Raw genomic sequence first — 22,515 nt, 5'->3', positions numbered from 1 at the left:
GGGGGCGCATGGAGCTCAACAACCACCAGGGCTGGTACGGAGAGACCTTCGTGGCCGCGATCGCCGCGGCGGCCGGATTTCAGGTGGCTGTGCCCTATCCGGACATCGGCAAGGACCTGATCCTCGGCCGGGACCACGAGGACCCGGACTTGGACGTCCAGATCGCACTCCAGGTGAAGACCCGCCGTGTGGGCCAGTTCGAGCCCACCGAGGGTGGATTCAAGATCTCCTTGACGATCGAACAGCTCAAGCGGCTCCGCGGCCGTCGGCAGGTGCCCTGTTTCCTCGTCCTGGTGGTGGTGCCGCCAGAGCCGGCCAATTACATCCACGTGCAGGAGCGGGCGTTGACCCTGCACCACTCCGCCTATTGGGTGTCCCTGGAGCACCAACCTCTGCCGCACCAGCAGGGGCGGAAGAGCGTGACTGTCACTGTGCCGCGCGAGAATCTGCTGACAGTCGATGCTTTGCGTGAATTCTTCGACCGGGCGTGTGAGGAGGTGCCCGCATCATGAGCGCAGCAGGCGTGCCGGAGTACGAGCTGGAGCGGCTACGGCCAGGTGATGTGGCGCACTACCTGCGCGGTCGCGGCTGGCAGGAGGGCGGTCGTGTCCGGTACAGCCGCCGGTGGGAGTTGGAGCAGGGGGGCCGGCGCCGTCGTGTGCTGATGCCGATGGACACCGGGCTCGCCGACTACACCGACCGGATGGCCGACCTGATCGAGGGCCTCTCCGCAGTTGAAGGAAGGCCGCCCGCAGCGATCCACCAGGACTTGACCCTGACGGGCCTCGACGTCCAGTACGTCAGGATGCTGCCCGCCACGCCCTCGGGAACCATCCCGGTACCCGCGGGCGTACTCGCAGTGACCGGCGCACGCGACCTGCTCATGGCAGCCGCCTGTGATGCTTTGTCCGAGGAACCGAGACTCGTGCAGCCGCGCCGAAAGCCGGACCGGGCCAAGGCGCTCGTGGACAGCGCGCGGTTCGGACCGAGCATCCCGGGAAGCTACATCCTCACCCTCCAGGTGCCGCTGCCTGAGGTTGTGGCCCCACAGGGGTTGCTCTTCGAGGAGGACCCCGCCTGGCAGTTGGCTCCCGAGCCGTTCGCCCGCAAGGTGTCGCGGCGCATGTGCGAGGCCGTGTCGGCCGCCCGTACGGCTGCGCTGCGAGCTGCGGCGGTCGACGACTCCGCTCCCTTCGTCGAAGGTGCCCGGCAGGGAATCTCCGCCGACCTGTGCGAAGCACTCGCCGGGATCGGAGGCCACGACGGGCGCAGCGCCGCCTCGGCCCACGCCTTCTCGCTCGGCTTCGCCTGGTCTCCGCGGTGGCCGGTGGCCGAGGCAACGCCGGCCGCAGAGTTCACCCCGGCTCTGGTCGGCGTGCTGCGCGAGGCAGCGCAGGACCTGCGGCGCCAGGAGCCCGAGTTGGGGGTCACCGTGGTGGGCCGCACGACGAAACTCAAGCGGGCCGCTGACTTCGGGCCGGGCGAGGTGACCGTCGAGGCCCGCCTGCTCAAGGAGAACGGAGACCTCGGTGGCCAGCAGCGACAGATCCACCTCCACCTTCGCGAGGAGGACTACGACCGGGCGACCGACGCCCACCGGGAACGCCGGGACCTGAAGATCCAGGGCGACCTCGTGCGCCGGGGTACCTACCACGAGCTCACCGGAGTCACGGGATTCGACGTGCTGTGACCGCTCCGGTGCGCCTGGTGAGAAGCAAGCGTCCCAAGTAGCTGCGGTGGGCCCCATGGCTCGTGTTTGAATTGCTGTGTTTGACGTGAATCGCCCGGGGCGGGCATGCAGAGGGGCGGAAAGCCGATGACGACGCCGACCACCGACCTGGCGGGTGTGGCGCAGAGGTCGGTCCGCCGACGTGCCGACGAACTGGACAGCACGGCCGTCCCGGAGAACAGCGACCTGGTCGAGGTGCGGGGGACGCGCTGGGTCGTGGCGGACGTCGACCACGGCACGACGGAAGCGGACACGGACGCGCCGGCCAGGGCCGCGGGCACCCTCGTTACGCTCAACAGCGTCGAGGACGGCCGCTACCACGACACGCTCTCCGTCATCTGGGAGGTCGAGCCCGGCCGCCGCAGGCTCCCCGCCGGCTCGCTCCCCGACGTCACGGCCCAGGGATTCGACCCTCCGGAGCGCCTCTCCGCCTTCCTCGACGCCGTCCGTTGGTCGGCCGTGACCTCCGCGGACGTCCGCACTCTCCAGGCGCCCTTCCGCTCCGGCGTCGCCATCGAGCCCTACCAGCTCGAACCCGTCTCCCGCGCCGTGGCCGCACCCCGCGTGAACCTGCTCCTCGCGGACGACGTCGGCCTCGGAAAAACCATCGAGGCCGGTCTCGTCGCCCTGGAGCTGATCCTCCGCCAACGCGCCCACAAGATCATGATCGTCTGCCCGGCCGGCCTCACCGTGAAGTGGCGCGACGAGATGGCCGAGAAGTTCGGCCTCGACTTCACCGTCATCGACTCGGACCGCTGCGCGGAGGTCCGCCGGACCCACGGCAGCGCGGCCAACCCCTTCAACATCTACCCGCAGTGCATCGTCAGCCTGCCCTGGCTGCGCGGCCCCAAGGCCCAGCGCCTGCTCGCCGAGGTGCTGCCCGTCCAGCAGGCCGACGCGGTGATCCCCGCCAAGCGCGCCTTCGACCTGCTCATCCTCGACGAGGCGCACCACGTCGCCCCCTCGGCGCCCAAGCAGCTGTACCCGGTCGACTCCCAGCAGACCAAGCTGATCCGTCGCCTCGCCCCGCACTTCGAGCACCGACTCTTCCTGTCCGCCACCCCGCACAACGGCTACCAGGAGTCGTATACCGCCCTCCTGGAGCTCATCGACGGCCAGCGCTTCGCCCGCGGCGTGGAACCCGACCCGGAAGCGGTCAAGGACACCGTCGTCCGGCGCCTGAAGTCCGACATCCGCGACCCCGACGGGAAGCGGCGCTTCCTGGAGCGCGAGACCGTCGCCCTGCCCGTCGAGTACACCGAGGGCGAGCGCCGCATCCACGGCCTCCTCAAGGAGCACGCCCAGCTGCGCCGCGCCAAGCTGGGCAGCCGCTTCAAGGGCGGCCGCAAGGCCGCCGACCTGGTCACCCTGCTGCTGAAAAAGCGCCTGTTCTCCTCACCCGACGCCTTCGCCCGCACCATCGCCGTCTACCTGGAGACCCTCCGCACCAAGAAGCAGCAGGCCGCCGAGGAGGTCGAGGACTGGCAGGAGACCTTCTTCGAGGACTACGCCGACTACGACGACGAGCCCCTCGCGGACGCCGAGGACGACGCGATCGCACGCGCCACCACCCTCCAGCCCGGCACCGACGGCGACGAAGGCGCCCTGCTGGAGCAGATGCAGGAATGGGCGAAGCGCCACCAGGCCCAGGCCGACTCCAAGGCCCGCGAGCTGATCACGTACCTCAAGGCCCAGTGCATGACCTCCGACGGCAAGCACTGGCTCAACGAGCGCGTCGTCGTCTTCACCGAGTACCGCGACACCCAGATCTGGCTCCAGAACCTGCTGCGCGATCACGGCCTCGGCGGCGACCGCGTCGCCCTGCTGCACGGCGGGATGAACGCCGAGGAACGCGAGCGGCTGCGCCTTGCCTTCCAGGCCGAACCCGCCGAGAACGACGTACGCATCCTGCTGGCCACGGACGCGGCCAGCGAGGGCATCGACCTTCAGCGGCACTGCCACCGTCTGGTCAACTACGACATCCCCTTCAACCCCAACAAGCTGGAACAGCGCATCGGCCGTGTCGACCGCTACGGCCAGCTCACCGCTCCGGAGATCGTCCACTTCATCGGCAGCGGCTACGAGAAGGCCACCGACACCTACGAGGCCGACCTCGAATTCCTCTCCCGCGTCGCCGTCAAGGTCGCCCGCATGCAGGAGGACCTCGGCAAGGTCAACGCGGTCCTCGCCGACGCGGTCCAGCGCCGGATGACCGGCGACCTCGGCACCGACTTCGACGTCGAACACGCGGAGGCGTACGCCAACCGCAAGGCCAGGCGGGGCGGCAACGTGGCCGCCGAGCGCGACGCGCAGGCCCAGGCGCTGCGTCTCAAGGAACAGGTCGACGCCGCGAAGACCACGCTCGGCATCACTCCGGAGCGGATCGCCCGGGTCGTCTCCACCGCGCTGCCGCTCGCCCGCCAGCAGGTCATCCGTCCTGCCCTGGACGACCGCGAGGCGGCCGAGGGCCTCTACGAGGTCCCCACCCTCACCGAGTCCTGGGAGCGGGCCACCCACGGCCTCGCGGACAAGCTCCGCCCCGAGATCAGGCGGCCCGTGACCTTCGACCCTGCCGTGGTGAAGGACAGGGACGACGTCGTCCTCGCGCATCTGGGCCACCCGCTCGTGGCCATGTCCACCAGGCTGCTGCGCGCGGCCGTCTGGAACAAGCACCGCACGGGCCTCGCCCGGGTCGCCGCAGTCGTCAGCGATCACCCGGAACTGGAGACCACCTTCGTCGGTGCCTTCGCCCGGTTCGTCCTGGTCGGCGCGGACGGCGTGCGCCTGCACGAGGAGATCCTCCAGGCCGGCGGCTGGCTCCGGGACCCCGAAGCGGGCCGGACAGCCCGCTTCAGCCGCCTGGAGAAGCTCACCACGGTCGGCGAGATCCTCGACGATGCCTTCACCCGCGCCACCCCGGCCTCGCCGCTGCTCCAGACCCGGCTCAGCGAGTCCTGGCCGCACGTCGGCGAGGGCCTGGTGTCCGCGCTGGAGTGGCGGGCCCGCAACCGTCAGACCGCACTGGAAGGCCGGATGGAGACCCGACGCCGCGACGAGTCCGAGCGGATCTCCGCCAACATCGACCGGTTCCGGGACTCCCTGCGCGCCGCCCTCGGAGCGGTCCCCGGCGAGGACCCGGAAGGCCAGCTGGAGCTGGACTTCGACGAGGTCGAGCAGAAGCAGTGGGACCGCGACAACTGGGACCGCAGGCTGAAGGCGCTGGAGAGCGAGAAGGAACGCGAACTCGCCCTCATCGCCGCCCGCTACGCCAAGCCCAAGGCACTGCTCTTCCCCGTCGCCGTCGTCTTTGTCGTTCCCCGCCGGGAGGCAGTGAAGTGAGCACGACCAGTACGCGCAGGCCCAGAGCCGGCCGCGGACGGACCCGCAGCGGCGCCCCGCTGCCCCCCGACGGCAAGCAGCAGCACCTGGACTGGCTCAGCCTGGTCGACGTGTCGGGCCCCTTCCTCACCCTGCCCGTCCTCCTGAAAACCTGGGCACAGCTCGACTCGCTGGACAAGCCGCTGCGCGACCGCCTCCGCTACGAGCACGGGGTCTGGCAGTCCGACCCGGCGGCCGGACAGGACGACTGGACCGCTTTTGTCCTCGGCGAACTACTGGGCTGGGGCGACGCCTTGCATGAGGGCGCCGATCTCGCGGACGCGCTGGCGGTGGACGTGCCGGAGCACGACGGCGAGCGGATCACCCCGTCGTTCGCGCTCCTCGAACCGGGCAGCGAGGCCGCCGACGCGGCGGCGCTGGTCGCCGATTGCGCGATCCTGGGAATGACCGTGCCGGCCGGGCAGCACCCGGCGAAGCGCGTCGCGGGCTCGGCCTGGTCGGCCACCCCGATCGACCGGATGGCGCACCTGTGCCGGCACCACGGCGCCGAGCTGGGCCTCGTCACGGACGGCCGCTGGTGGGCCCTGGTCTGGGCACCGCGTGGCGGGGTGACGACGTCCGCCGTCTTCGACTCCGTGGACTGGCCCTCGCCCGCGGAACGGGTCGTCGTCCGCGCCTTCCTGTCCCTGCTGAACCGGCGCCGCTTCTTCGCCGTCCCGGACGACGAGATGCTGCTGCCGCTGCTCCGGGAGTCTTTGGACAACCAGGAGGACGTGACGGACGCCCTCGGCGTCCAGGTCCGTCAGGCCGTCGAACTGCTGGTGGAGGCCATCGGCCGAGCCGACATCGGCGAGCGTGCGGAGGGACGTCGCGGACTCGCCGACGTACCGGCACAGGACGTCTACCGGGGCGCCGTCGCGATCATGATGCGGGTGGTGTTCCTGCTCTTCGCGGAGGAGCGGGGGCTGCTGCCGAGCGACAACGACCTTTACATGCGGGCCTATTCGGCGGGTCGCCTGTGCAAGGAACTGGAGGGCCTGGCCAAGGCGACCACCGAGGAGGACCTGGAAGAGACCACGGCCGGCTGGCACCGGCTGATCGCCCTCTTCAACGCCGTGTACGGGGGAGTGAACCACCCGTCGCTGACGATGCACGCGTACGACGGCTCGATCTTCGACCCGAACGCCTTCCCGTGGCTCGAGGGCCGCGGGACGGGCGAGGAGGACCCGACGGAGCCGCTGCCGATCGACGACCGGACCGTGCTCCACATGCTCCAGTCCGTCCAGCACGTCTGGATCGGGGCGGGTAAGAAGAAGGAACGACGGCGGCTGACCTTCCGCACGTTGGACGTCGAGCAGATCGGCTACGTGTACGAGGGCCTGCTCTCGTACCAGGGCCGCCGGGCCGAGGACACGATCGTCGGGCTGATCGGAAAGCCTGGGATGGAGGCCGAAGTCCTCCTGACACGGCTGGAGTCGCTGGCCCGGACGAAGGGCGAGGGGCTGGGCGCGGCCCTGTCCGAGGAGTACAACAAGGCGACGGGCCTCGGCGTCGCCGCGAAGGTGACGAAGCTGCTGGCGCCGCTAAGTGAGGCGGAGCGCGGCGAGGCCCGCGCGAAGCTGCTGGCGGCGACGGACAACGACGTCCTGCTGGCGGACCGCCTGCTTCCCTTCTTCGGCATCATCCGCAGGGACCTGCGCGACCTGCCGGTGGTGATCCGGCCGGGCGCCCTATACGTGACGGAGTCCTCGCTCCGCAAGAACACCGGCACGCACTACACCCCGAAGTCCCTGGCCCAGCAGGTCGCGGACGGGGCGCTGGAGCCGCTGGTCTACGAGTACGGCCCGCTCCAGACGGCGGACCGGTCGCAGTGGAAGCCGAAGAAGGCCGAGGAGATCCTCAAGCTCAAGGTCGCGGACATCGCGATGGGTTCGGCGGCGTTCCTGGTAGCCGCCTGCCGATACCTGGCGGGCGCGCTGGTGGAGGCGTGGTCCCGGGAGGGCGACGAGCGGGCGAAGGCGTACCTGGCGGCGGCCGAGTCGCTGTCGGCGTCGGCTGTGGACGCCGAGGCGGACCCGGTGATGGTGGAGGCCCGGCGCCAGGTCATCGAACACTGCCTGTACGGCGTCGACATCAACCCGATGGCCGTGGAGATGGCGAAGCTGTCGCTGTGGCTGGTCTCGATGGACCGCGAGCGGCCGTTCACGTTCCTGGACGACCGCTTGGTGGCGGGCGACTCGCTGCTCGGCATCACGAGTGTGGAGCAGCTTGAGGCGATGCACCTGGACCCGGTCCGGGGGCGCGAGTTGAGCAAGGACACGCTCGACTTCACGGGTGGGGTTCGGCGGGTGGTGGCTGAGGTTGCTGAAGAACGCCGCAAGCTGGCGGACATTGAGGGTACGGACCTGGAGGCGCTGGACCGGAAGCGAGCGATGCTTGCGGCGTCACGGGATGAGGCCCGTCAGGTCTCCGTGTTCGCGGACCTGGTGGTCGGCGCGGCCCTGGCGGGTGCGGGGCGAAGCCAAGCGGAACAGGATCAGCTGTCGTTCGAGTCGGTGTCGGCTGCGCAGGCGGTGACCGATGCGGGCGACGACGCAGTGGCTGCGGAGCTGGACCTGCGGCGGGCGGAGGTGCTGGCGCGGAAGTGGCTGGCTACGGGGCAGCCGGAGGAGGCGTTCGACCGGGAGCCAGTCCATTTGCCGCTGGTTTTCCCGGAGGTATGGGAGGAGCGTGGCGGATTCGATGCAATAGTAGGGAACCCGCCATTCCTGGGTGGTCAGAAGCTCACCGGCGCGATGGGGGAGGCGTACCGAGAGTATTTGCTGCAAGAGTGTGGTCGCGGGGCGCGCGGAAGCGCCGATCTAGTGGCTTATTTCCTGCTACGGGCGCATCAGTTGTTGAATGAGCGAGGGCAAGCCGGCCTAATTGCGACGAACACTTTGGCGCAAGCAAATACCCGAGAAGTCGGGCTGGATCAGCTTGTAGCAGACGGGGTCGAAGTGCGCCAGTCGGTGAAGAGTGCGCCATGGCCGTCGCGGAGTGCCGTGCTGGAATATTGTGCCGTATGGACTAGTAGAGCAGTCGTCGAAAAGGATGGCCGTCGGCTAGCGGACGGGGTGCCAGTCAGGGGTATCACGTCGTCGCTCGATGTGGCATCGAGGGTATCTGGGCCTGCCTACTCGCTCGTGCAGAACCGGGGTACCGCCTTTATTGGTTCCTATGTTCTGGGGATGGGATTCCACTTGGCGTCTGATGATGCCGAGGCATTGATCATGCATGATGAGCGGTATCGCGAGGTGCTTTTCCCGTACCTAAATGGCCAGGACTTGAATACCCGGCCGGACGGTTCAGCTAGCCGCTGGGTGATCAACTTTCACGACTGGAGTGAGGAGCGGGCTAAACAGTACCCTGAGGCATACGAGCAGATTCGGCGGCTGGTTAAGCCGGAGCGCGACACGAATCCCCGACCTGCCCGCCGCGAGCGCTGGTGGCAATACGCCGAAAGCTCCAAGGGGTTGTATGAGGCCATCGCGGGGATGGATCGGGTCCTGGCGATTACCCTGAGCAGCTCCACTCAGATGCCGGTATTTGTGCCTACAGGGCAAGTGTTGTCTCAACTGCTGGTCGTCTTTGCGACCGACGACGCTGCTGATCTTGCGGTGCATTCGAGCTCAATGCAATATGCATGGACGGTGCAGTGGTGTGCCTCGCTGAAGGGTGATGTTCGGTTTACGCCCTCGGATGCTTTCGCGCCTTTTCCTCGGCCTGAGCGAACCGATACAATCCGCGCTTTGGGTGAACGCCTCGATGTCAATCGCCGGGGCGTCATGCTGACCCGAGGCGGCCTTACGGCGACGTACAACCTTGTCCACGATGAGACTTGTCTGGATGCCGACATCGCCGATCTCCGTGAAGTCCATCGCACCATCGACGAAGAGGTTTCCCGGGCTTATGGCTGGGACGACCTGCTAAGTCAGCCTGGTGGGCTCGATCACGGATTCCATGACACTCGACAAGGTCGCCGTTACACGGTCGGCCCCATCGTCCGCCAGGAGATCCTCGACCGGCTTCTCGAAGAGAACCAGAGGCGCTACGCCGCCGAAGTAGCCGCCGGCCTGCATGACAAGAAGGGTGCCAAGAAGAAGGCGACGGCGGCACCTGCCAGCCGGAGGCCGAAGCCTCCGGCTGAGGAGCCGCCGAGTCTGTTCTGAGGCGGGGGCAGGCGGAGTCGTTCAGCGCCGATCGCGCACGGCCACGCTGCCTCCCTCCCGGACCACGGTGATCGACACCCACGGCTGGAGGACGTACACGTTGCCGTTCTCGAACTCCAGCCGCTTCCGGCTTCCTTGTAACTCCCGCACGTTCACCACCCGGTGTGGGATCCCGCCAACGGCGAGTACGTCGCCGCACTGGACGCCGTCGGCCGTCACTTCCAGGCTCTGAGCGACTCGCCTGGTCGCGGCCGCCCTGGCCAGGCTCCACTTGTTGTGCTCGCGGAGCCTGGCCAGTAGTTCCTCGCGCCGTGCGGCGGCTCGCTGCTCCGGGTCCGGGAACGGCCGGTCACGGAGCGGAGTTCCTCAGCGCCGCCGCCGCCAGCTTGCACGCTACGTCCGCGCGACAGCACCCCAACTCCACCAGCGGCGCCAGGTACTCGCTCGTCAGCGACACAGGATCGACCCCGAGCGATGGCAGCACGACATCCACCGCCGCCAGCGCCTCGCGCAACTCATCTCGCGCCGCCTCCGCCGCCCTGGTCTTCTCAACCGCGCTCCCGTGCCTGTCCGTTCCCATGCCCGCGCTCCTCCTCGTAGATCTCTGTTCACCCACGAGCATGGATGCGTAGCACTACCCTCACTAGAGGTAACGGTTTTCGGAGTGCCGGAACGAAAACGGAGTCGCCAGTGCCCGCACCGAAGGAACTTGACGCGTCGGCCTCGCTGCCTGCTCTGTACGGCGTGAAACTGCGCAAGCTCCGGTTACGGGCCGGGCTCGCCCAGCGCCAGCTGGGCGACAAGATTCCCATTGCGCACAGTCGCATCGCCCAGTTCGAGCTGGGCAAGGAGGTCCCGCCCGAGGACGTCAACGCCGAGTTGGATGTGCTACTGGACGCGGATGGTGACCTGGTCGACTTGTGGGGCCACATCAAGCGGACCCCTCATCCCGACTGGGCGCGCACGTACATGGCACTGGAGCAGCAGGCGCGCAAGGTGGAGAAGTACATGGCGCACACGGTGCCCGGGTTGCTCCAGACAGAGGACTACGCGCGAGCGCTGCTGAACGTGGCCAGGCCCAGTGTGGGGTTGCAGCTGGGTCGCATGCTCGAAGCACGGATGAGGCGCCAGGATGTGCTTACCAGGGCAGACCCTCCAGTGTTCTGGGCCATCCTTGACGAAGCGGTGTTGCGTAGGCCTGTTGGGGGCACCGCGACGTTCCGTGAACAACTCGCGCGCATCCTGTGCGTCATGGACGAGCAGGGCCACGTGACAGTGCAGGTGTTGCCCTTCGCACAGGGGGAGCACCCGCTGTTGGGCGGTTCCCTTACGGTGCTGTCGATGCAGAATCGACCTGGTGTGGCATACATGGAGAGCTCTCACTCCGGCGAACTTGTGGAGTCGCATGAGGCGGTCGCAGAGTACGCACTAGCACTTGATCACTTGCGGGCCCAGGCGCTCCCACCCAGCCAGTCCGCCGACCTGATCCAAGCAGTGATGGAGGACCTCCCCTGTGATAGCCGACTTCCGACCCGTTCTCAGCGCAGCAAGTTGGCGCAAGTCCAGTTACAGCAACACGCAGGGTGGCGACTGCGTCGAGGTCGCTGACGGCATCCCCGGCGTCGTCCCCGTCCGGGACAGCACGCGCCCCGCCGGCCCCGTCGTCCTCGTCGGCGCGCCCGCCTGGACCGCGTTCATCGGACACCTGCGTCAGTCGTAGCCACCGGGGTGCGCATCGCCGCGCCCTGGTGCCGCGCGGCGCCCTTCAGAGGAACGGGTGCGAATGGCCCCCGTGCCGGAGTTGACGGCCCTCTCGGAACGGCTGGGTCTGCACGGGACCGGGGACATCACCGAATTCCTGGAGCAGGCCCTGGCCGGAGCGATCCCGACGCCGAGTCCTGTCCTCTTGTCAGAGGCGGCCGTTAGCATCGAGCTGCATGATGACGCACCGTCATGATCCTTGCCAGGACTGCCGCTTCGTGAGAAGGGCCTCCTGAGGAGGTCGAGGAGTCCGCCGGGGGCGGGAGAGGGGAGAAGCGGATGCCGCCGAGCCAGTCCACGGGAGGCACCACCGGATCGCTGGAGGAGGATCTCCTCCAGCGCGTCCGCGAGGTCGAGCAGACCCTCGTGCCGGCCACGTCGTACGAAGTCCGGGACGACCTGGGTGAGCTGATCAGCCGGGACCTCCTCGGACCGTGGGGCGGCTCCGACGAGGAGTTCGACCACCGTGCGGCCGGGCCGCGCGACCGCTACCTGGTCGGGATGATGGGTCCGAAGCGGGCGTTGACCACCACCCTCGCGTCTGCGAGCGAGCAGCTTCTGGACGACTCCGACGGTGAGGGCGACGGCAGCGACCAGGGCCTTCCCGAGCGCCTCACCGCCCAGAATGCGGGCCGGATGTGGGCCTCCTCGATGGGCCTGATGTTCGCCGTGGCCGCAGACGACATCGGGGCCGAGGTCTCCGTGCGGGTCCGCTGGGGGCGGTACCACCGTTCGCAGGTGCTGGGCGAGGACGGTGTTGCCCGTTCGACTTGGACGCGGGAACAGGTCGAGCAGACGCACCCACTGCGGCTCGACGGGCCCGCCCATCAGGTACTGCCCCTCACGTCGAACGACGCGGAAGCACCCGGGGTGCGCCTGGTCGCCGAAGTGCGCGACCGGCAGGGGGCGGCAGGGCCCACCCGGGTGGTCGAGCTCGCCCTCGTCAATGCGCAGGACGAACCCCAGCAGGCCAGGGACACGGCCTGGCTATTCCAGACGGAGCTGCACGTCACCGCGGCGGACGGGTCAGCCGCGGTGTTCCTCCCCATCTCCGACCCGCTCGACGAGGTGGAGGAGAACCACGGGCCGCTCGGCGGTGCCGATCCTGAGGAGGACCACCTCACGCTCCTCTACCGCAACCATCTCAAGCACGCCGCCGGGCGGAACGTGGCGGTCGACGTCACCGTTGGCGAAGGGGAGCGCCAGGCCCGGGCCCTCACCACGACCTGGCTGCCTGTGCACGAAGTACCGGCGACCATCGCCCCCTCGGGGAAGCAGACGCGCAACCTGGAAGGCCTCGAGCTCTCCATGGACGAGCTCGCCGTGCTGCCGCCCGCAGCCCTCACGGAGGCCCTCGCCCCGCTCGCCGACGGCTACAGCGCCTGGCTGGACGAACGCGAGGCCGAGGCCGGGCAGTTGTCCGGCACCCTGCGGGACAGCGCGCTCGACGCCGTACGTCGGGCACGCGACGTGGCCGTCCGGATCACCCTCGGCGTGGACCTGCTCTCCCACACGGACCGCCCCGAAGTACTGGAAGCCTTCCGCTTCGCCAACCGGGCGATGGCGCTCCAGCGCCGTCACACGGCCATCGCCGCCCTGCGCGAGCGCGAGGGCATCGGCTTCGACGAGGCCCGCAAACGCATCGCCGCGCAGGGGGCGGCCGGCGCCTCGTGGCGCCCGTTCCAGCTGGCGTTCGTCCTGCTGAACCTGCGCGCGCTGGCCGACCCTGCCCTGCAGGAGCGCGGGGCCGGGCCCGAGGCCGTGGTCGACCTGCTGTTCTTCCCCACCGGTGGTGGCAAGACCGAGGCGTACCTGGGCCTGGCCGCCTTCACGTTCGCCATCCGCCGGCTCCAGGGGAGCATCGGCAGCGGCGAGGACGCCCGCAGCGGTGAGGCCGGCGTCGCCGTGCTGATGCGGTACACACTGCGGCTGCTGACCGCGCAGCAGTTCCAGCGGGCCGCCGCCCTCGTGTGCGCGGCGGAGGTGCTGCGCCGCGAGGCGTACGACGGGGGCGACTACCGCTGGGGGGAGACGCCGTTCCGGATCGGTCTGTGGGTGGGTGGCGCCGTATCGCCGAACCGGTATGAGGAAGCCGAGCAGCAGGTCGCCGAGGCGAAGGACGCGGGTGACGGCCGTGCCGCCAAGGTGCTCCAGACGCTCGCCTGCCCCTGGTGCGGCACGGCCCTGAGCGCCCAGCGGGACCTGCATCCGGACCCCGACCTGCGCCGCGTACTGCTCTACTGCGCCAACGGCGAGGGGAAGAACGCCTGCCCGTTCTCCGAGCGGCGCTCGCGCCACGAAGGCCTGCCCATCCTCACCGTCGACGAGGAGATCTACCGGCTGGCCCCCAGCCTCCTCATCGCCACCGTGGACAAGCTGGCCCAGCTGCCCTGGCGCGGTCAGGCCGGAATGCTCTTCGGCCGGGTCTCCGAACTCTGCCCGCGGCACGGCTACCGGCACCCCGATCTCGACGCCCGCACCAAGTGCACTGAGAAGCACCAGGCCAAGCCGGGGCACGAGGCGGTCAAGAGCCGGGTGGTGACCCGGCTGCGACCGCCGGACCTGATCATCCAGGACGAACTGCATCTGATCTCGGGTGCGCTGGGCACCACCGTCGGCCTCTTCGAGGCGGCCGTGGACGAGCTGTGCGGCTGGCAGGTGCCCGGCCGCGACGGATCACCGCAGCGCGTCGGCCCCAAGATCGTGGCCTCCACCGCCACGACGAAACGGGCCGCCGAGCAGATCCAGGGTGTGTTCGCACGGAAGGCAGCGATCTTCCCGCCCCAGGTCATCGACGTCGGCGACACCTTCTTCTCGCAGCAGGTGCCCCTGTCCCCGAAGGCACCCGGCCGCCGCTACCTCGGCATCTGCGCCCACGGCGTCCGGATGAAGCAGGCCGAGATCCGTGTCGCCGAGATCCTCCTGCTGGCCGGCCAGACCCTGTTCGACCGGCACGGCAAGCCCGCCGACCCGTACATGACGCTGGTCGGCTACTTCAACGCCACCCGCGAACTCGCCGGCATGCGGCGCTTTTTGGACGACGACATCGCGACCCGGGTGCGCATCCACGGCGCCCGCAAGGGGATGTCGAATCGGCTGCTGCGCCCGACCGAGATGCTGTCCGTCCAGGAGCTGACCTCGCGCATCTCCTCCGGGGACATCACCGAGGTGCTGGCCCGCATGGACGTCGGTTTCAACGAGGAGACGGACACGACCGTCCGCAGGCAGGCTGTAGTCGCGGAGTTGCGGGCGGCGGCACAGCACAAGCAGCGCCTGGACCCGGCGAAGCTCGGGCTGCGGAACGAGGGCAACGGCGCCGTCGACGCGGTGATTGCGACCTCCATGCTCCAGGTCGGGGTCGACGTGCCCCGCTTCGGCCTGATGATGGTCGTGGGTCAGCCGAAGAACACCGCCGAGTACATCCAGGCGTCCTCCCGCGTCGGCCGCGAGGCCGAACGCCCCGGCCTGGTCGTCACGTTGTACAACTGGACCAGGCCGCGCGATCTGGCCCACTTCGAGAACTTCGGCCACTACCACGCCACCTTCTACCGGCAGGTCGAGGCGCTGTCCGTGACCCCGTTCGCCCGCCGCTCCCTGGACCGCACGACGGCCGGGGCATGGATCGGGGCCGTCCGCAACGCGACGCTCCCGCACTCCCGAAACGGCGACGCCTACGACATCGACCTCGACGGGTCGGTCGCCCGGCAGGTCACGGAGCGCTTCCTGGCGCGGGCCGAGACCGTGAGCGGGCCGCGTGCGCGCGGCTACCTCGCGGAGCGTATCGAGGTCCTCAAGGACGCCTGGGCGCAGAAGAAGCAGGGCAGCGCACGCCTGGGCTACGAGGAGGCCTGCTGGCAGGGTCAGCAGCTCACCGGGCTGCTGAACCGGGCCACGGGAGCCGTCTGGGACGAGCTGACGGTCGCGCAGTCGATGCGCGAGACGGAGAACGAGATCAACCTGCTGGTGCCGGGCAGCGGCCTGTATGACATTGCGGGCGGCGCACCGGACTGGACGTACGACGGCGGCTCGGGAGCGGGCGGCACGGAGGACGGGGATTCACCGGACGGCGACGAGACCGGCGCGGTACTGGACACCAAGGCTGCTGCCGCGGCAGCGTCCGAGCACGGGAAGAAGGCGTAGTCATGACGGACAAGGCCCAGCACCGCCGCCGTGTCGGTTCGGTGCGCCCCAGCCACCTCATGTTCACCGGCGGAGTCGGCGCCCTCGTCGACCTGCCCAACTTCGCCGTACTCGTGCGGGGCATCGACGACTGGCACTACGACTCCTTCGAGTGGGCCGACCTGAAGGAGCCACGCCTGCTGCGCGCCGTCAACGGACTGATCGCGGATCCGTACGGGCCGCAGGTGACCCAGCTGAGGCCGGCGCCGTGGATGGACGGCACCGACTCGGATCCCGGTGGCCCGGCGGCCAAGGTCGGCGTACCCGTCCTGCCGTTCCCGCAGTGGCTGCGCTGCACCGCGTGCAACGACCTCGGCGCCCTTGACTCGAAGATCTTCAAGTTCGAGAACACCAAGCCGCGCCGCCCCGACCAGGCACGCTTCTTCCACGAGAGCTGCACGGCCAAGCGCAAGGGCAAGCGCCCGCTCGCCGTGGCCGCGCGCTTCGTGCTGGTGTGCCCCGCCGGTCACCTCGACGACTTCCCGTACGCCTCCTTCGTGCACCGCGGCGGGCCATGCACGGAGGTCAGCCACCCCAGGCTCCAGATGCTGGACCACGGCGGCAATCAGGCGGCCAACGTGAAGGTCAAGTGCGTCAACTGCGGGAAAGACCGCAACATCCGTGACGCGATGGGCCAGCGCGGCGAGATGACGCTGCCGCGCTGCCGCGGCCGCCACCCCCACCTGTCGACCTTCGACCCGGCCGGCTGCAAGCTCAGGCCCAAGCCCCTGGTCATCGGCGCCTCGAACCAGTGGTTCGCGCAGACTCTGAGCGTGCTGGCCGTTCCCCCGACCGGTGGAAGCGCACTGCAGGGCAAGGTCGAGCAGCTGTGGGAGCACCTCAGGAAGGCGGTCCTGCCGGAGATCCTCGACGCCCTGTGGGACCTGCCGCAGTTCAAGCCGTTGCACCAGTGGACCCAGGCCGAGGTCTTCGAGGCCATTTCGGCGCACCGGGCGTCGGTCGACGATGCGGCGGCCCCGAAGGAGGCAGCCGCATACCCTGATCTCCACTCCCCTGAGTGGGAGATCTTCACCAGCCCCCAGCTCCCCGAGCCCAGCGAGGACTTCGCCCTCAACAGCGTCGCCGTACCGCCCGCGCTGAGCGGCGCGTTCTCGCACATCGTCCAGGCGGACCGGCTGCGCGAGGTCCGCGCGCTCATAGGGTTCACCCGGCTCGACGCCCCCGACCCCGAGGACCCCACGCTCGTCGCCCGGGCGCCGCTGTCGCGCAGCCGCACACCGGCCTGGGTGCCGGCCACCGAGGTACGCGGCGAAGGGATCTTCTTGCGCGTGTCCGAGGAATTGGTTGCGGACTGGGAACGGCGCGTGGCCGGCTCCGCGGCCCTGGCCGCGCACCGGGACGCGTACGTGGAGTTCCGGCGCAACCGTTACTCCGGCCGCGTGCAGGACACCGATGACCCGCTGCGCGGCTGGCCCGGCGCCCGCTACATCGCCCTGCACACCCTCTCGCACCTCCTCATCCGGGCGATCTCCCTGGAGTGCGGCTACTCCTCGGCGAGCCTTTCGGAACGGATCTACGCGGGCCGGGACGGCGACCGGCGCACTGGCATCCTGATCTACACGGCCGTACCCGATGCCGAAGGAACCCTGGGCGGGCTCGTCGCGCTTGCCGAACCGGAACGGTTCACGCGGATCGTGCGGCGGGCGCTGCGCGATGCCGAGCGCTGCTCTTCCGACCCCCTGTGCGCGGACCGCCTGCCGCGGCCCCCGCACGAGGACTTCCTGCACGGTGCCGCTTGCCACGTGTGCCTCTTCGTGTCGGAGACAACCTGCGAGCGGGGCAACCGCTTCCTGGATCGCAGGTTCATCGTGCCAGTCTGTGACCCGGACCTTGTCCTGTTGCCGGACCTCAAATGAAGTGGGCGCGCCTGCTGAAGGCCGCCGCGGACGTGGAAGCCGTTTCGGGAGTCCGCGCTCTGACCGCTCTGGCCGACGGCATCGGCGAGGGCCTGCCCCGTACCTCACTGCTCGCACTGCGCTCCGATCTAGGCTTCAACGAAGCCGCGGCGGCAGTGCTGGAAGCCATCGCTGTCGACGGGCTGCCCGCTGAGACGGCGGCCGCCTCGTTGCACGGAATGGTGGCAGGCTGTGCGCAGCGGGACCAGGAGCAGCAGGTCTCGCTAGTCTGGAGCGGCCCCTCCTCCCACCGGGTACCGGTTCGGTCCACCCGCCGGGCCCTGCTGGGGCTCATCACGGAGGCACGGCAGGAACTGACGCTGATGACGTACTCGGCTCGCCGCTACGAGCCGCTAGTGACGGCGCTACAAGAAGCCGTCGCCAGAGGCGTGCGCGTGGACGTCGTCGTCGAGACCCTCCAGGGCGCCGGTAGCGCCCTGTCGGAAATCGAGCCGGCATCCGCCTTCACGGATGTCATCGGGGCGCGGATCTGGCACTGGCCGTCGGGCAACAGGAAGGAGCCCGGAGCCAAGACCCACGCGAAACTGGCACTGGCTGATCAACGCACCTTGCTGACGACCAGTGCCAACTTCACCCAGGCGGGGGTGGATCGGAACATCGAGGCGGGAATACTGATCAAAGGCGGCCCTGCTCCGATCCGCGCCGCGGAGCACGTGCGGGAGCTCCAGCGCACAGGAGTCCTCGAACGTCTCTGGTGAGCCTTGGCTGCCCCCGTGACCGGTGCACGAGGGGGCCGTCGTGACCCGCTTACCGGGGGGGCAAGGCTCGGTCGAGTGCCGGCTGTCGGACTTGACGCTCATTTGACGCTCCGGCCAGTCAAAACTGCGTACGCTGGGCCGAAAACCCTGTCTGACCTGCTGCTTCTCCCGATGTCAGCCCGGCCCACGCGCTTTCGATGACGCACCATGTGAAGTGCGTTGTGGTGCTGGAGAAGGCGGCCAAGGGAGCCTGACCTGCGGTTTTGTGCGTGCGCATGATGTGCGGTGTGGGCGTTACGGGCGATGTCTTGACGCTGAAATGACGCTCGTGACGCTCATTTGACGCTCGTTCTGATGGGGCGTCAGTTACCTCGCGGGCTGGTCAGCATGCCTGACGGTGTAGCCGATGGAGCATGATCGGTCGGAAATTTTCCGCTACCAAGCGGTCATGCTCACCGCCGGAGCGTCGTGCCGAGTGGGCTCTCGTCTGCTTGCGGGCCAGCGGCAAGGCGTCACTGGCCTGGGCAACCAGCGTCTACGGACGCTCGTAAGAATCGGTGCCCCGGGCCAACCTGCTCCCCGGGTAGCTTCGTACACGTGACCACATCGTCTGTCATGTTCGTCAACGAAGGCGTCTTCGGCGTCTCGGGCGACGCCCAAGTGCCCATGGAAACAGTGCGATGGTCGAACGGCCTCGCCGCTCCGATGGACCACGGAGCGTGGATCCTCACCGGCATCAACACCGGCCATGTGCGCGTAACGGCCCAGTGCCTCGATGTCGCGCCGCCCGTTGAGGTGACCGACTGGGAAGAGATCGTAGAGGTCAGCGTGCGGTCGATCGAAGGCGATCTGCGCATCAACTCCGGTTACGACATCACGCCCGATGACCTTCCCGCGCTCAACCCTCAAGGACCGGGCTGGTACCGCATGCGCGTTCACGCATCCGGGCGTTCAGCCGATCCGGACGGGGTCAGCGACGAGCCGGTCGAGGACTACCTCATTGTCGTCTGGCCGCAGGAGCCGGCGGAGTCCGTCGTCATCTGCTCCAGCAAGATGATCGACAAGGCACTGCTGGCCAACGCCGACGCAACACCCGAAGAGAATTCACACGCGACCCCGGCGTCCGAAAGCGACCGACGGTCCGACGTACGCGCACGACTTGTGCGGTCACTGCAGGACGACTGAACCACGTGCGGTGCGACAGCGGTTGCGAGCCCTCCAAGGCTGATGACGACGGTGACAGCCGCCCCGCTGCACCACCGCGTCACGCTGTTGCGAGCCCTCCAGGGCTGATGACGGCTCCATCCCCGAAGTCTGACGACTCCGTAGGCCGTCCGCAGGGTGCTTGTAGAGGCGCGCTCCTTTCGGCGGTGCAGCGGGTCGAGTTGTGACGCATACGCTGCGGCGCACTCCAGCCAGTTCGCCTCCTCGGCCGCAACCGTGTGCCGTCGGTTCGGGCGCGAGCGGCCTGGCCGAAGGCGCGGATTTCAGCTGCATGTTGCCGGGCCCCGACCTGCTCGATGTGGATCTTCGCGCGGTGCTGCTCGATCTGTTGCTCGTGAGCCGTAGCGATGACCGCGTATCACCGGCGGCGCCGCTCGGCTTCGAGAAGTTTCTGTTTCCGGTCCCGGTGTTCGCCTTCCGCGGCGAGGCGTTCGAGTTCCTGTAGTAGGAGTCCCAGGCGTGACTCCAGCGTCCATCGCGCCGTCGCTGTAGGAGTAGGAGAGCTGGTACCAGCTCTTGGTGGGGGCGCCGAGGGCGGGGCGTCCGTTGAAATCCTCGTCGTACTCGGGCAGCCGCGTCGAGGGGTTTGCTTCTGTTGGTGGAGCTCCTGCGGTGCCGGCTTGTGCGGGACTCTGGTCGTCCGTTCCGTGAGGGCGAGGGGAAAGGTACGGCGCCGGATGACGATCGCCAGTGTATGCACGGCTTCACCGCGTCGGAGGTCCAGGAGCAGGGGAAACGCTGCCGCATCGCATCCCCACGGGCCGGCTCGGATGTATGGCCAGATACGGCCTACGTGACAGATTGGCCGATTTTAAGACCGCGACGTTGCCGGGGAGTTGGCGCGGAGACATGATCACTCCTCGTATCAACCTGATCACTCATCCGGGAGCCGATACGTGATACGCCCAACCGCTTTCCGTGCTCTTCCTACCGCCGCCGTGACCGCGGCCCCCACCCTGCCCCTCGCCCAGGGAGCCCAGGCCGCCGCCCCGACCCCGTCGCCCCGGCGACCGCCGCTGTCGGCCATCCCGGCCAGGTCCACCTGGTCGACACCGACTTCATGCGCTCCCACCTGCGCGTCGAGGTTCGCTACGGCGACCCCGGCCCCCCGGACCGGGCCCGCGTCGTCGCCTCGGCGGCACAGCTGATGTAGCGAGGCACCGGTGCCGCCCGACCCGGGCGGCCCGCCGGCCACGAGGCCATGACCGGCGACGACCGCACCGCCACCGCCGTCCCCCGCCTTTGCCGCATCTCCTTCCGTCTCATGGCGGCGTCTTTCCTGTCGCCGGCGCAGCGACTCAGGACAGCGCGGCTGAGGTCCGGAGCGGCTGCTCACCGCAAACCCCTCATTGCGTCGTTCGCTCGCATGCCCTGTTTCACGAGATTCCACAACAAGGGAGTTACTGATTTCCATGTACAAACGTCGGAGTTTACTCGCCTTCGCCACTGTGAGTGCGGTGATATGCACCGTCGGAGTCATGCCGTCGGTCAGCCATGCCGCCAGCGACGGCGACGGGGAATGGGAGGGGTCCTACGCCGAAACGCACGGCCTGACGGCGGAGGACGTCAAGAACATCAACGCACTGAACAAAAGAGCTCTGACTGCGGGTCAACCTGGCAACTCTCCGGCGGAATTGCCGCCGAGCGTCAGTGGGCTCTTCCGGGCCCCCGACGCTGCCGACGACAGGGTGACCCCTCCCGCGGAGCCGCTCAACCGGATGCCTGACGCGTACCGGGCCTACGGAGGCAGGGCCTCTACGGTCGTCAACAACTACATACGCAAGTGGCAGCAGGTCTACAGTCACCGCGGCGGCAACCAACAGCAAATGACCGAAGAGCAGCGAGAAGAGCTGTCCTACGGCTGCGTCGGCGTCACCTGGGTCAATACGGGCCCCTACCCGACGAACAAACTGGCGTTCGCGAACTTCGACGAGAACAAGTACAAGAACGAGCTGGAAAACAGCAGACCACGACCCAACGAGACACAGGCGGAGTTTGAGGGGCGCATCGCCAAGGACAGTTTCGACGAGGGGAAGGGTTTCCAGCGGGCGCGTGAGGTGGCGTCCGTCATGAACAAGGCCCTGGATAACGCGCACGACGAGGGGGCTTACATCGCCAACCTCAAGACGGAACTCGCGAACAAAAACGACGCTCTGCTCTACGAGGACAGCCGCTCGAACTTCTACTCGGCGCTGAGGAATACACCGTCCTTCAAGGAAAAGGACGGAGGCAACTACGACCCGTCCAAGATGAAGGCGGTGGTCTACTCGAAGCATTTCTGGAGCGGGCAGGACCAGCGCGGCTCCTCTGACAAGAGGAAGTACGGCGACCCGGATGCCTTCCGCCCCAACCAGGGCACAGGCCTGGTAGACATGTCGCGGGACAGGAATATTCCGCGCAGTCCCGCCAAGCCTGGCGAAAGTTGGGTCAATTTCGACTACGGCTGGTTCGGGGCGCAGACGGAAGCGGATGCCGACAAAACCATATGGACCCACGCCAACCACTATCACGCGCCCAACGGCGGCATGGGTCCCATGAACGTATATGAGAGCAAGTTCCGGAACTGGTCTGCCGGGTACGCGGACTTCGATCGTGGAACCTACGTCATCACGTTCATACCCAAGAGCTGGAACACCGCCCCCGCCGAGGTGAAGCAGGGCTGGCCGTAACAGAGCCGGGTAGGGGGGCCGGGTCACCCGGCCCTCCTACTTCAGCCCGCCACACACCGGCGGTCGTCCCGAAGTGGCCAGCGGGCGTGGGGTTGTTGGGGTAACAGACGTAGAACAGCTCGGCCCGCCGCGCGGTGCCGGCCGGGATGGCGCCCAGGTCCGGCAGGAATCCGTTGCTCTCCCGCAGTGGCGTAGGCGTCGGCCTTCGACATCTCACGTAACACCGGGGCCAATCAGCGCCCGGCCGTCGTGGGTGAGGCGGTGGGCGAGTTAGGTGTCGCAGTCGGCCTCGAAGAAGTCCTCGATGGACGAAGGCAAGGGTCCAGTCCAGGCTCATCGCCTGGTCCTCGACGAGGTTGGCTCCCGTGGTGAGCTGGACTGGTCCCGCTGTGCGATCGACCCGGTGAACATGCGGGCCCTGAAAAAGGGGGGCCTGGCAGGTCCGAATCCTGTGGACCAGGGCAAGTACGGCTCGAAGACCCACTTGATCACTGAGCGCACCGGTCTGCCGCTGTCCGTCGGAACTCAGGGGCAAACTTGCATGACAGCCAGGCTCTGATCCCCTGGTGAAAGGCATACCGCCGATCCGCTCTCGCCGAGGACCCCGGCGAGGCACGCCAGAAAAGCTCCACGGCGACAAGGGATACGGCTACGACTACCTGCGACGATGGTTAGCGGCATCACACACCGCCATCGCCTCTCACCGAACTCAGCCCCCCGGTCGTCGACGCGGTCGTGGGCCGGCTCGACGGGCGCTGTTGACGTGAG

The 22,515-nt window shown here is 68.3% G+C and carries 14 protein-coding genes and 1 pseudogene; 13 read left to right on the top strand and 2 right to left on the bottom strand.

Annotation, left to right across the window (positions count from 1 at the left end; all coding sequences use genetic code 11):
* Positions 1 to 8: 8 nt before the first annotated feature.
* The 4 genes from CPH93_RS08010 (at position 9) to CPH93_RS07995 (ending at position 9,279) form a co-directional block, all read left to right on the top strand.
* Positions 9 to 512 (top strand): DUF4365 domain-containing protein, encoded by a 504-nt coding sequence (locus tag CPH93_RS08010; RefSeq protein ID WP_096212420.1) that lies wholly within the window; start codon positions 9 to 11, stop codon positions 510 to 512.
* A complete protein-coding gene (locus CPH93_RS08005; protein WP_159394983.1) occupies positions 509 to 1,690 on the top strand; it encodes a hypothetical protein in 1,182 nt (393 codons plus the stop codon). The genes CPH93_RS08010 and CPH93_RS08005 overlap by 4 nt, the downstream gene beginning before the upstream one ends.
* Before the next feature lie 126 nt (positions 1,691 to 1,816).
* The gene (gene drmD, locus CPH93_RS08000) at positions 1,817 to 5,068 is read left to right on the top strand and encodes a DISARM system SNF2-like helicase DrmD (protein ID WP_096212418.1); all 3,252 of its coding nucleotides are present in this window, start codon (positions 1,817 to 1,819) and stop codon (positions 5,066 to 5,068) included.
* Complete coding sequence (locus CPH93_RS07995) at positions 5,065 to 9,279, top strand: Eco57I restriction-modification methylase domain-containing protein (protein WP_197708743.1); 4,215 nt, start codon at positions 5,065 to 5,067, stop codon at positions 9,277 to 9,279. The genes drmD and CPH93_RS07995 overlap by 4 nt, the downstream gene beginning before the upstream one ends.
* A 21-nt stretch (positions 9,280 to 9,300) precedes the next feature.
* On the opposite strand, the gene CPH93_RS07990 is transcribed toward CPH93_RS07995, so the two are convergent.
* Positions 9,301 to 9,498 carry a hypothetical protein gene (locus CPH93_RS07990; protein WP_096212417.1) on the bottom strand — a complete coding sequence of 66 codons (198 nt, stop codon included), beginning with the start codon at positions 9,496 to 9,498 and terminating at the stop codon, positions 9,301 to 9,303.
* A 130-nt stretch (positions 9,499 to 9,628) separates the two neighbouring features.
* Positions 9,629 to 9,859 (bottom strand): hypothetical protein, encoded by a 231-nt coding sequence (locus CPH93_RS07985; RefSeq protein ID WP_096212416.1) that lies wholly within the window; start codon positions 9,857 to 9,859, stop codon positions 9,629 to 9,631.
* Between the two features lie 110 nt (positions 9,860 to 9,969).
* Here CPH93_RS07985 and CPH93_RS07980 point away from each other — a divergent pair, with 110 nt between their 5' ends.
* From CPH93_RS07980 to CPH93_RS07940, 9 genes and pseudogenes are all read left to right on the top strand, one after another.
* The gene (locus CPH93_RS07980; protein WP_107470870.1) at positions 9,970 to 10,887 is read left to right on the top strand and encodes a helix-turn-helix domain-containing protein; all 918 of its coding nucleotides are present in this window, start codon (positions 9,970 to 9,972) and stop codon (positions 10,885 to 10,887) included.
* Entirely contained in the window at positions 10,793 to 10,999 is a 207-nt protein-coding gene (locus tag CPH93_RS07975) for a DUF397 domain-containing protein (RefSeq protein WP_096212415.1), read from the top strand. Before CPH93_RS07980 ends, CPH93_RS07975 begins: the two co-directional genes overlap by 95 nt.
* 320 nt (positions 11,000 to 11,319) lie before the next feature.
* Positions 11,320 to 15,180 carry a DISARM system helicase DrmA gene (gene drmA / locus CPH93_RS07970; RefSeq protein ID WP_096212414.1) on the top strand — a complete coding sequence of 1,287 codons (3,861 nt, stop codon included), beginning with the start codon at positions 11,320 to 11,322 and terminating at the stop codon, positions 15,178 to 15,180.
* A 2-nt stretch (positions 15,181 to 15,182) separates the two neighbouring features.
* A complete protein-coding gene (gene drmB / locus CPH93_RS07965; protein WP_096212413.1) occupies positions 15,183 to 17,096 on the top strand; it encodes a DUF1998 domain-containing protein in 1,914 nt (637 codons plus the stop codon).
* Positions 17,093 to 17,854, top strand: coding sequence for a DISARM system phospholipase D-like protein DrmC (gene drmC / locus CPH93_RS07960; protein WP_096212412.1), 762 nt, complete (start codon positions 17,093 to 17,095; stop codon positions 17,852 to 17,854). Before drmB ends, drmC begins: the two co-directional genes overlap by 4 nt.
* Before the next feature lie 597 nt (positions 17,855 to 18,451).
* Positions 18,452 to 19,039 (top strand): hypothetical protein, encoded by a 588-nt coding sequence (locus CPH93_RS07955; RefSeq protein ID WP_159394982.1) that lies wholly within the window; start codon positions 18,452 to 18,454, stop codon positions 19,037 to 19,039.
* A 202-nt stretch (positions 19,040 to 19,241) separates the two neighbouring features.
* Positions 19,242 to 19,523, top strand: coding sequence for a hypothetical protein (locus CPH93_RS35715; RefSeq protein WP_159394981.1), 282 nt, complete (start codon positions 19,242 to 19,244; stop codon positions 19,521 to 19,523).
* Between the two features lie 967 nt (positions 19,524 to 20,490).
* Positions 20,491 to 21,747 carry a protein-glutamine gamma-glutamyltransferase gene (locus tag CPH93_RS07950; RefSeq protein WP_096212410.1) on the top strand — a complete coding sequence of 419 codons (1,257 nt, stop codon included), beginning with the start codon at positions 20,491 to 20,493 and terminating at the stop codon, positions 21,745 to 21,747.
* Positions 21,748 to 22,037: 290 nt separating this feature from the next.
* Positions 22,038 to 22,427, top strand: a pseudogene (locus CPH93_RS07940) (transposase); the annotation flags it as partial.
* Between the last annotated feature and the right edge of the window lie 88 nt (positions 22,428 to 22,515).

This window comes from Streptomyces sp. 2323.1 (assembly GCF_900221035.1).
GTDB classification, from domain to species: Bacteria; Actinomycetota; Actinomycetes; order Streptomycetales; family Streptomycetaceae; genus Streptomyces; species Streptomyces sioyaensis.
This window is presented reverse-complemented; position numbering and strand designations above follow the sequence as displayed.

What these genes read in the sequence shown, in the direction of transcription:
- CPH93_RS08010 (WP_096212420.1), top strand. Translation starts at nt 9, where the DNA reads ATGGAGCTCAACAACCACCAGGGCTGGTACGGAGAGACCTTCGTGGCC.
- CPH93_RS08005 (WP_159394983.1), top strand. Translation starts at nt 509, where the DNA reads ATGAGCGCAGCAGGCGTGCCGGAGTACGAGCTGGAGCGGCTACGGCCA.
- drmD (WP_096212418.1), top strand. Translation starts at nt 1,817, where the DNA reads ATGACGACGCCGACCACCGACCTGGCGGGTGTGGCGCAGAGGTCGGTC.
- CPH93_RS07985 (WP_096212416.1), bottom strand. Translation starts at nt 9,859, where the DNA reads ATGGGAACGGACAGGCACGGGAGCGCGGTTGAGAAGACCAGGGCGGCG.
- drmA (WP_096212414.1), top strand. Translation starts at nt 11,320, where the DNA reads ATGCCGCCGAGCCAGTCCACGGGAGGCACCACCGGATCGCTGGAGGAG.
- drmB (WP_096212413.1), top strand. Translation starts at nt 15,183, where the DNA reads ATGACGGACAAGGCCCAGCACCGCCGCCGTGTCGGTTCGGTGCGCCCC.
- drmC (WP_096212412.1), top strand. Translation starts at nt 17,093, where the DNA reads ATGAAGTGGGCGCGCCTGCTGAAGGCCGCCGCGGACGTGGAAGCCGTT.
- CPH93_RS07950 (WP_096212410.1), top strand. Translation starts at nt 20,491, where the DNA reads ATGTACAAACGTCGGAGTTTACTCGCCTTCGCCACTGTGAGTGCGGTG.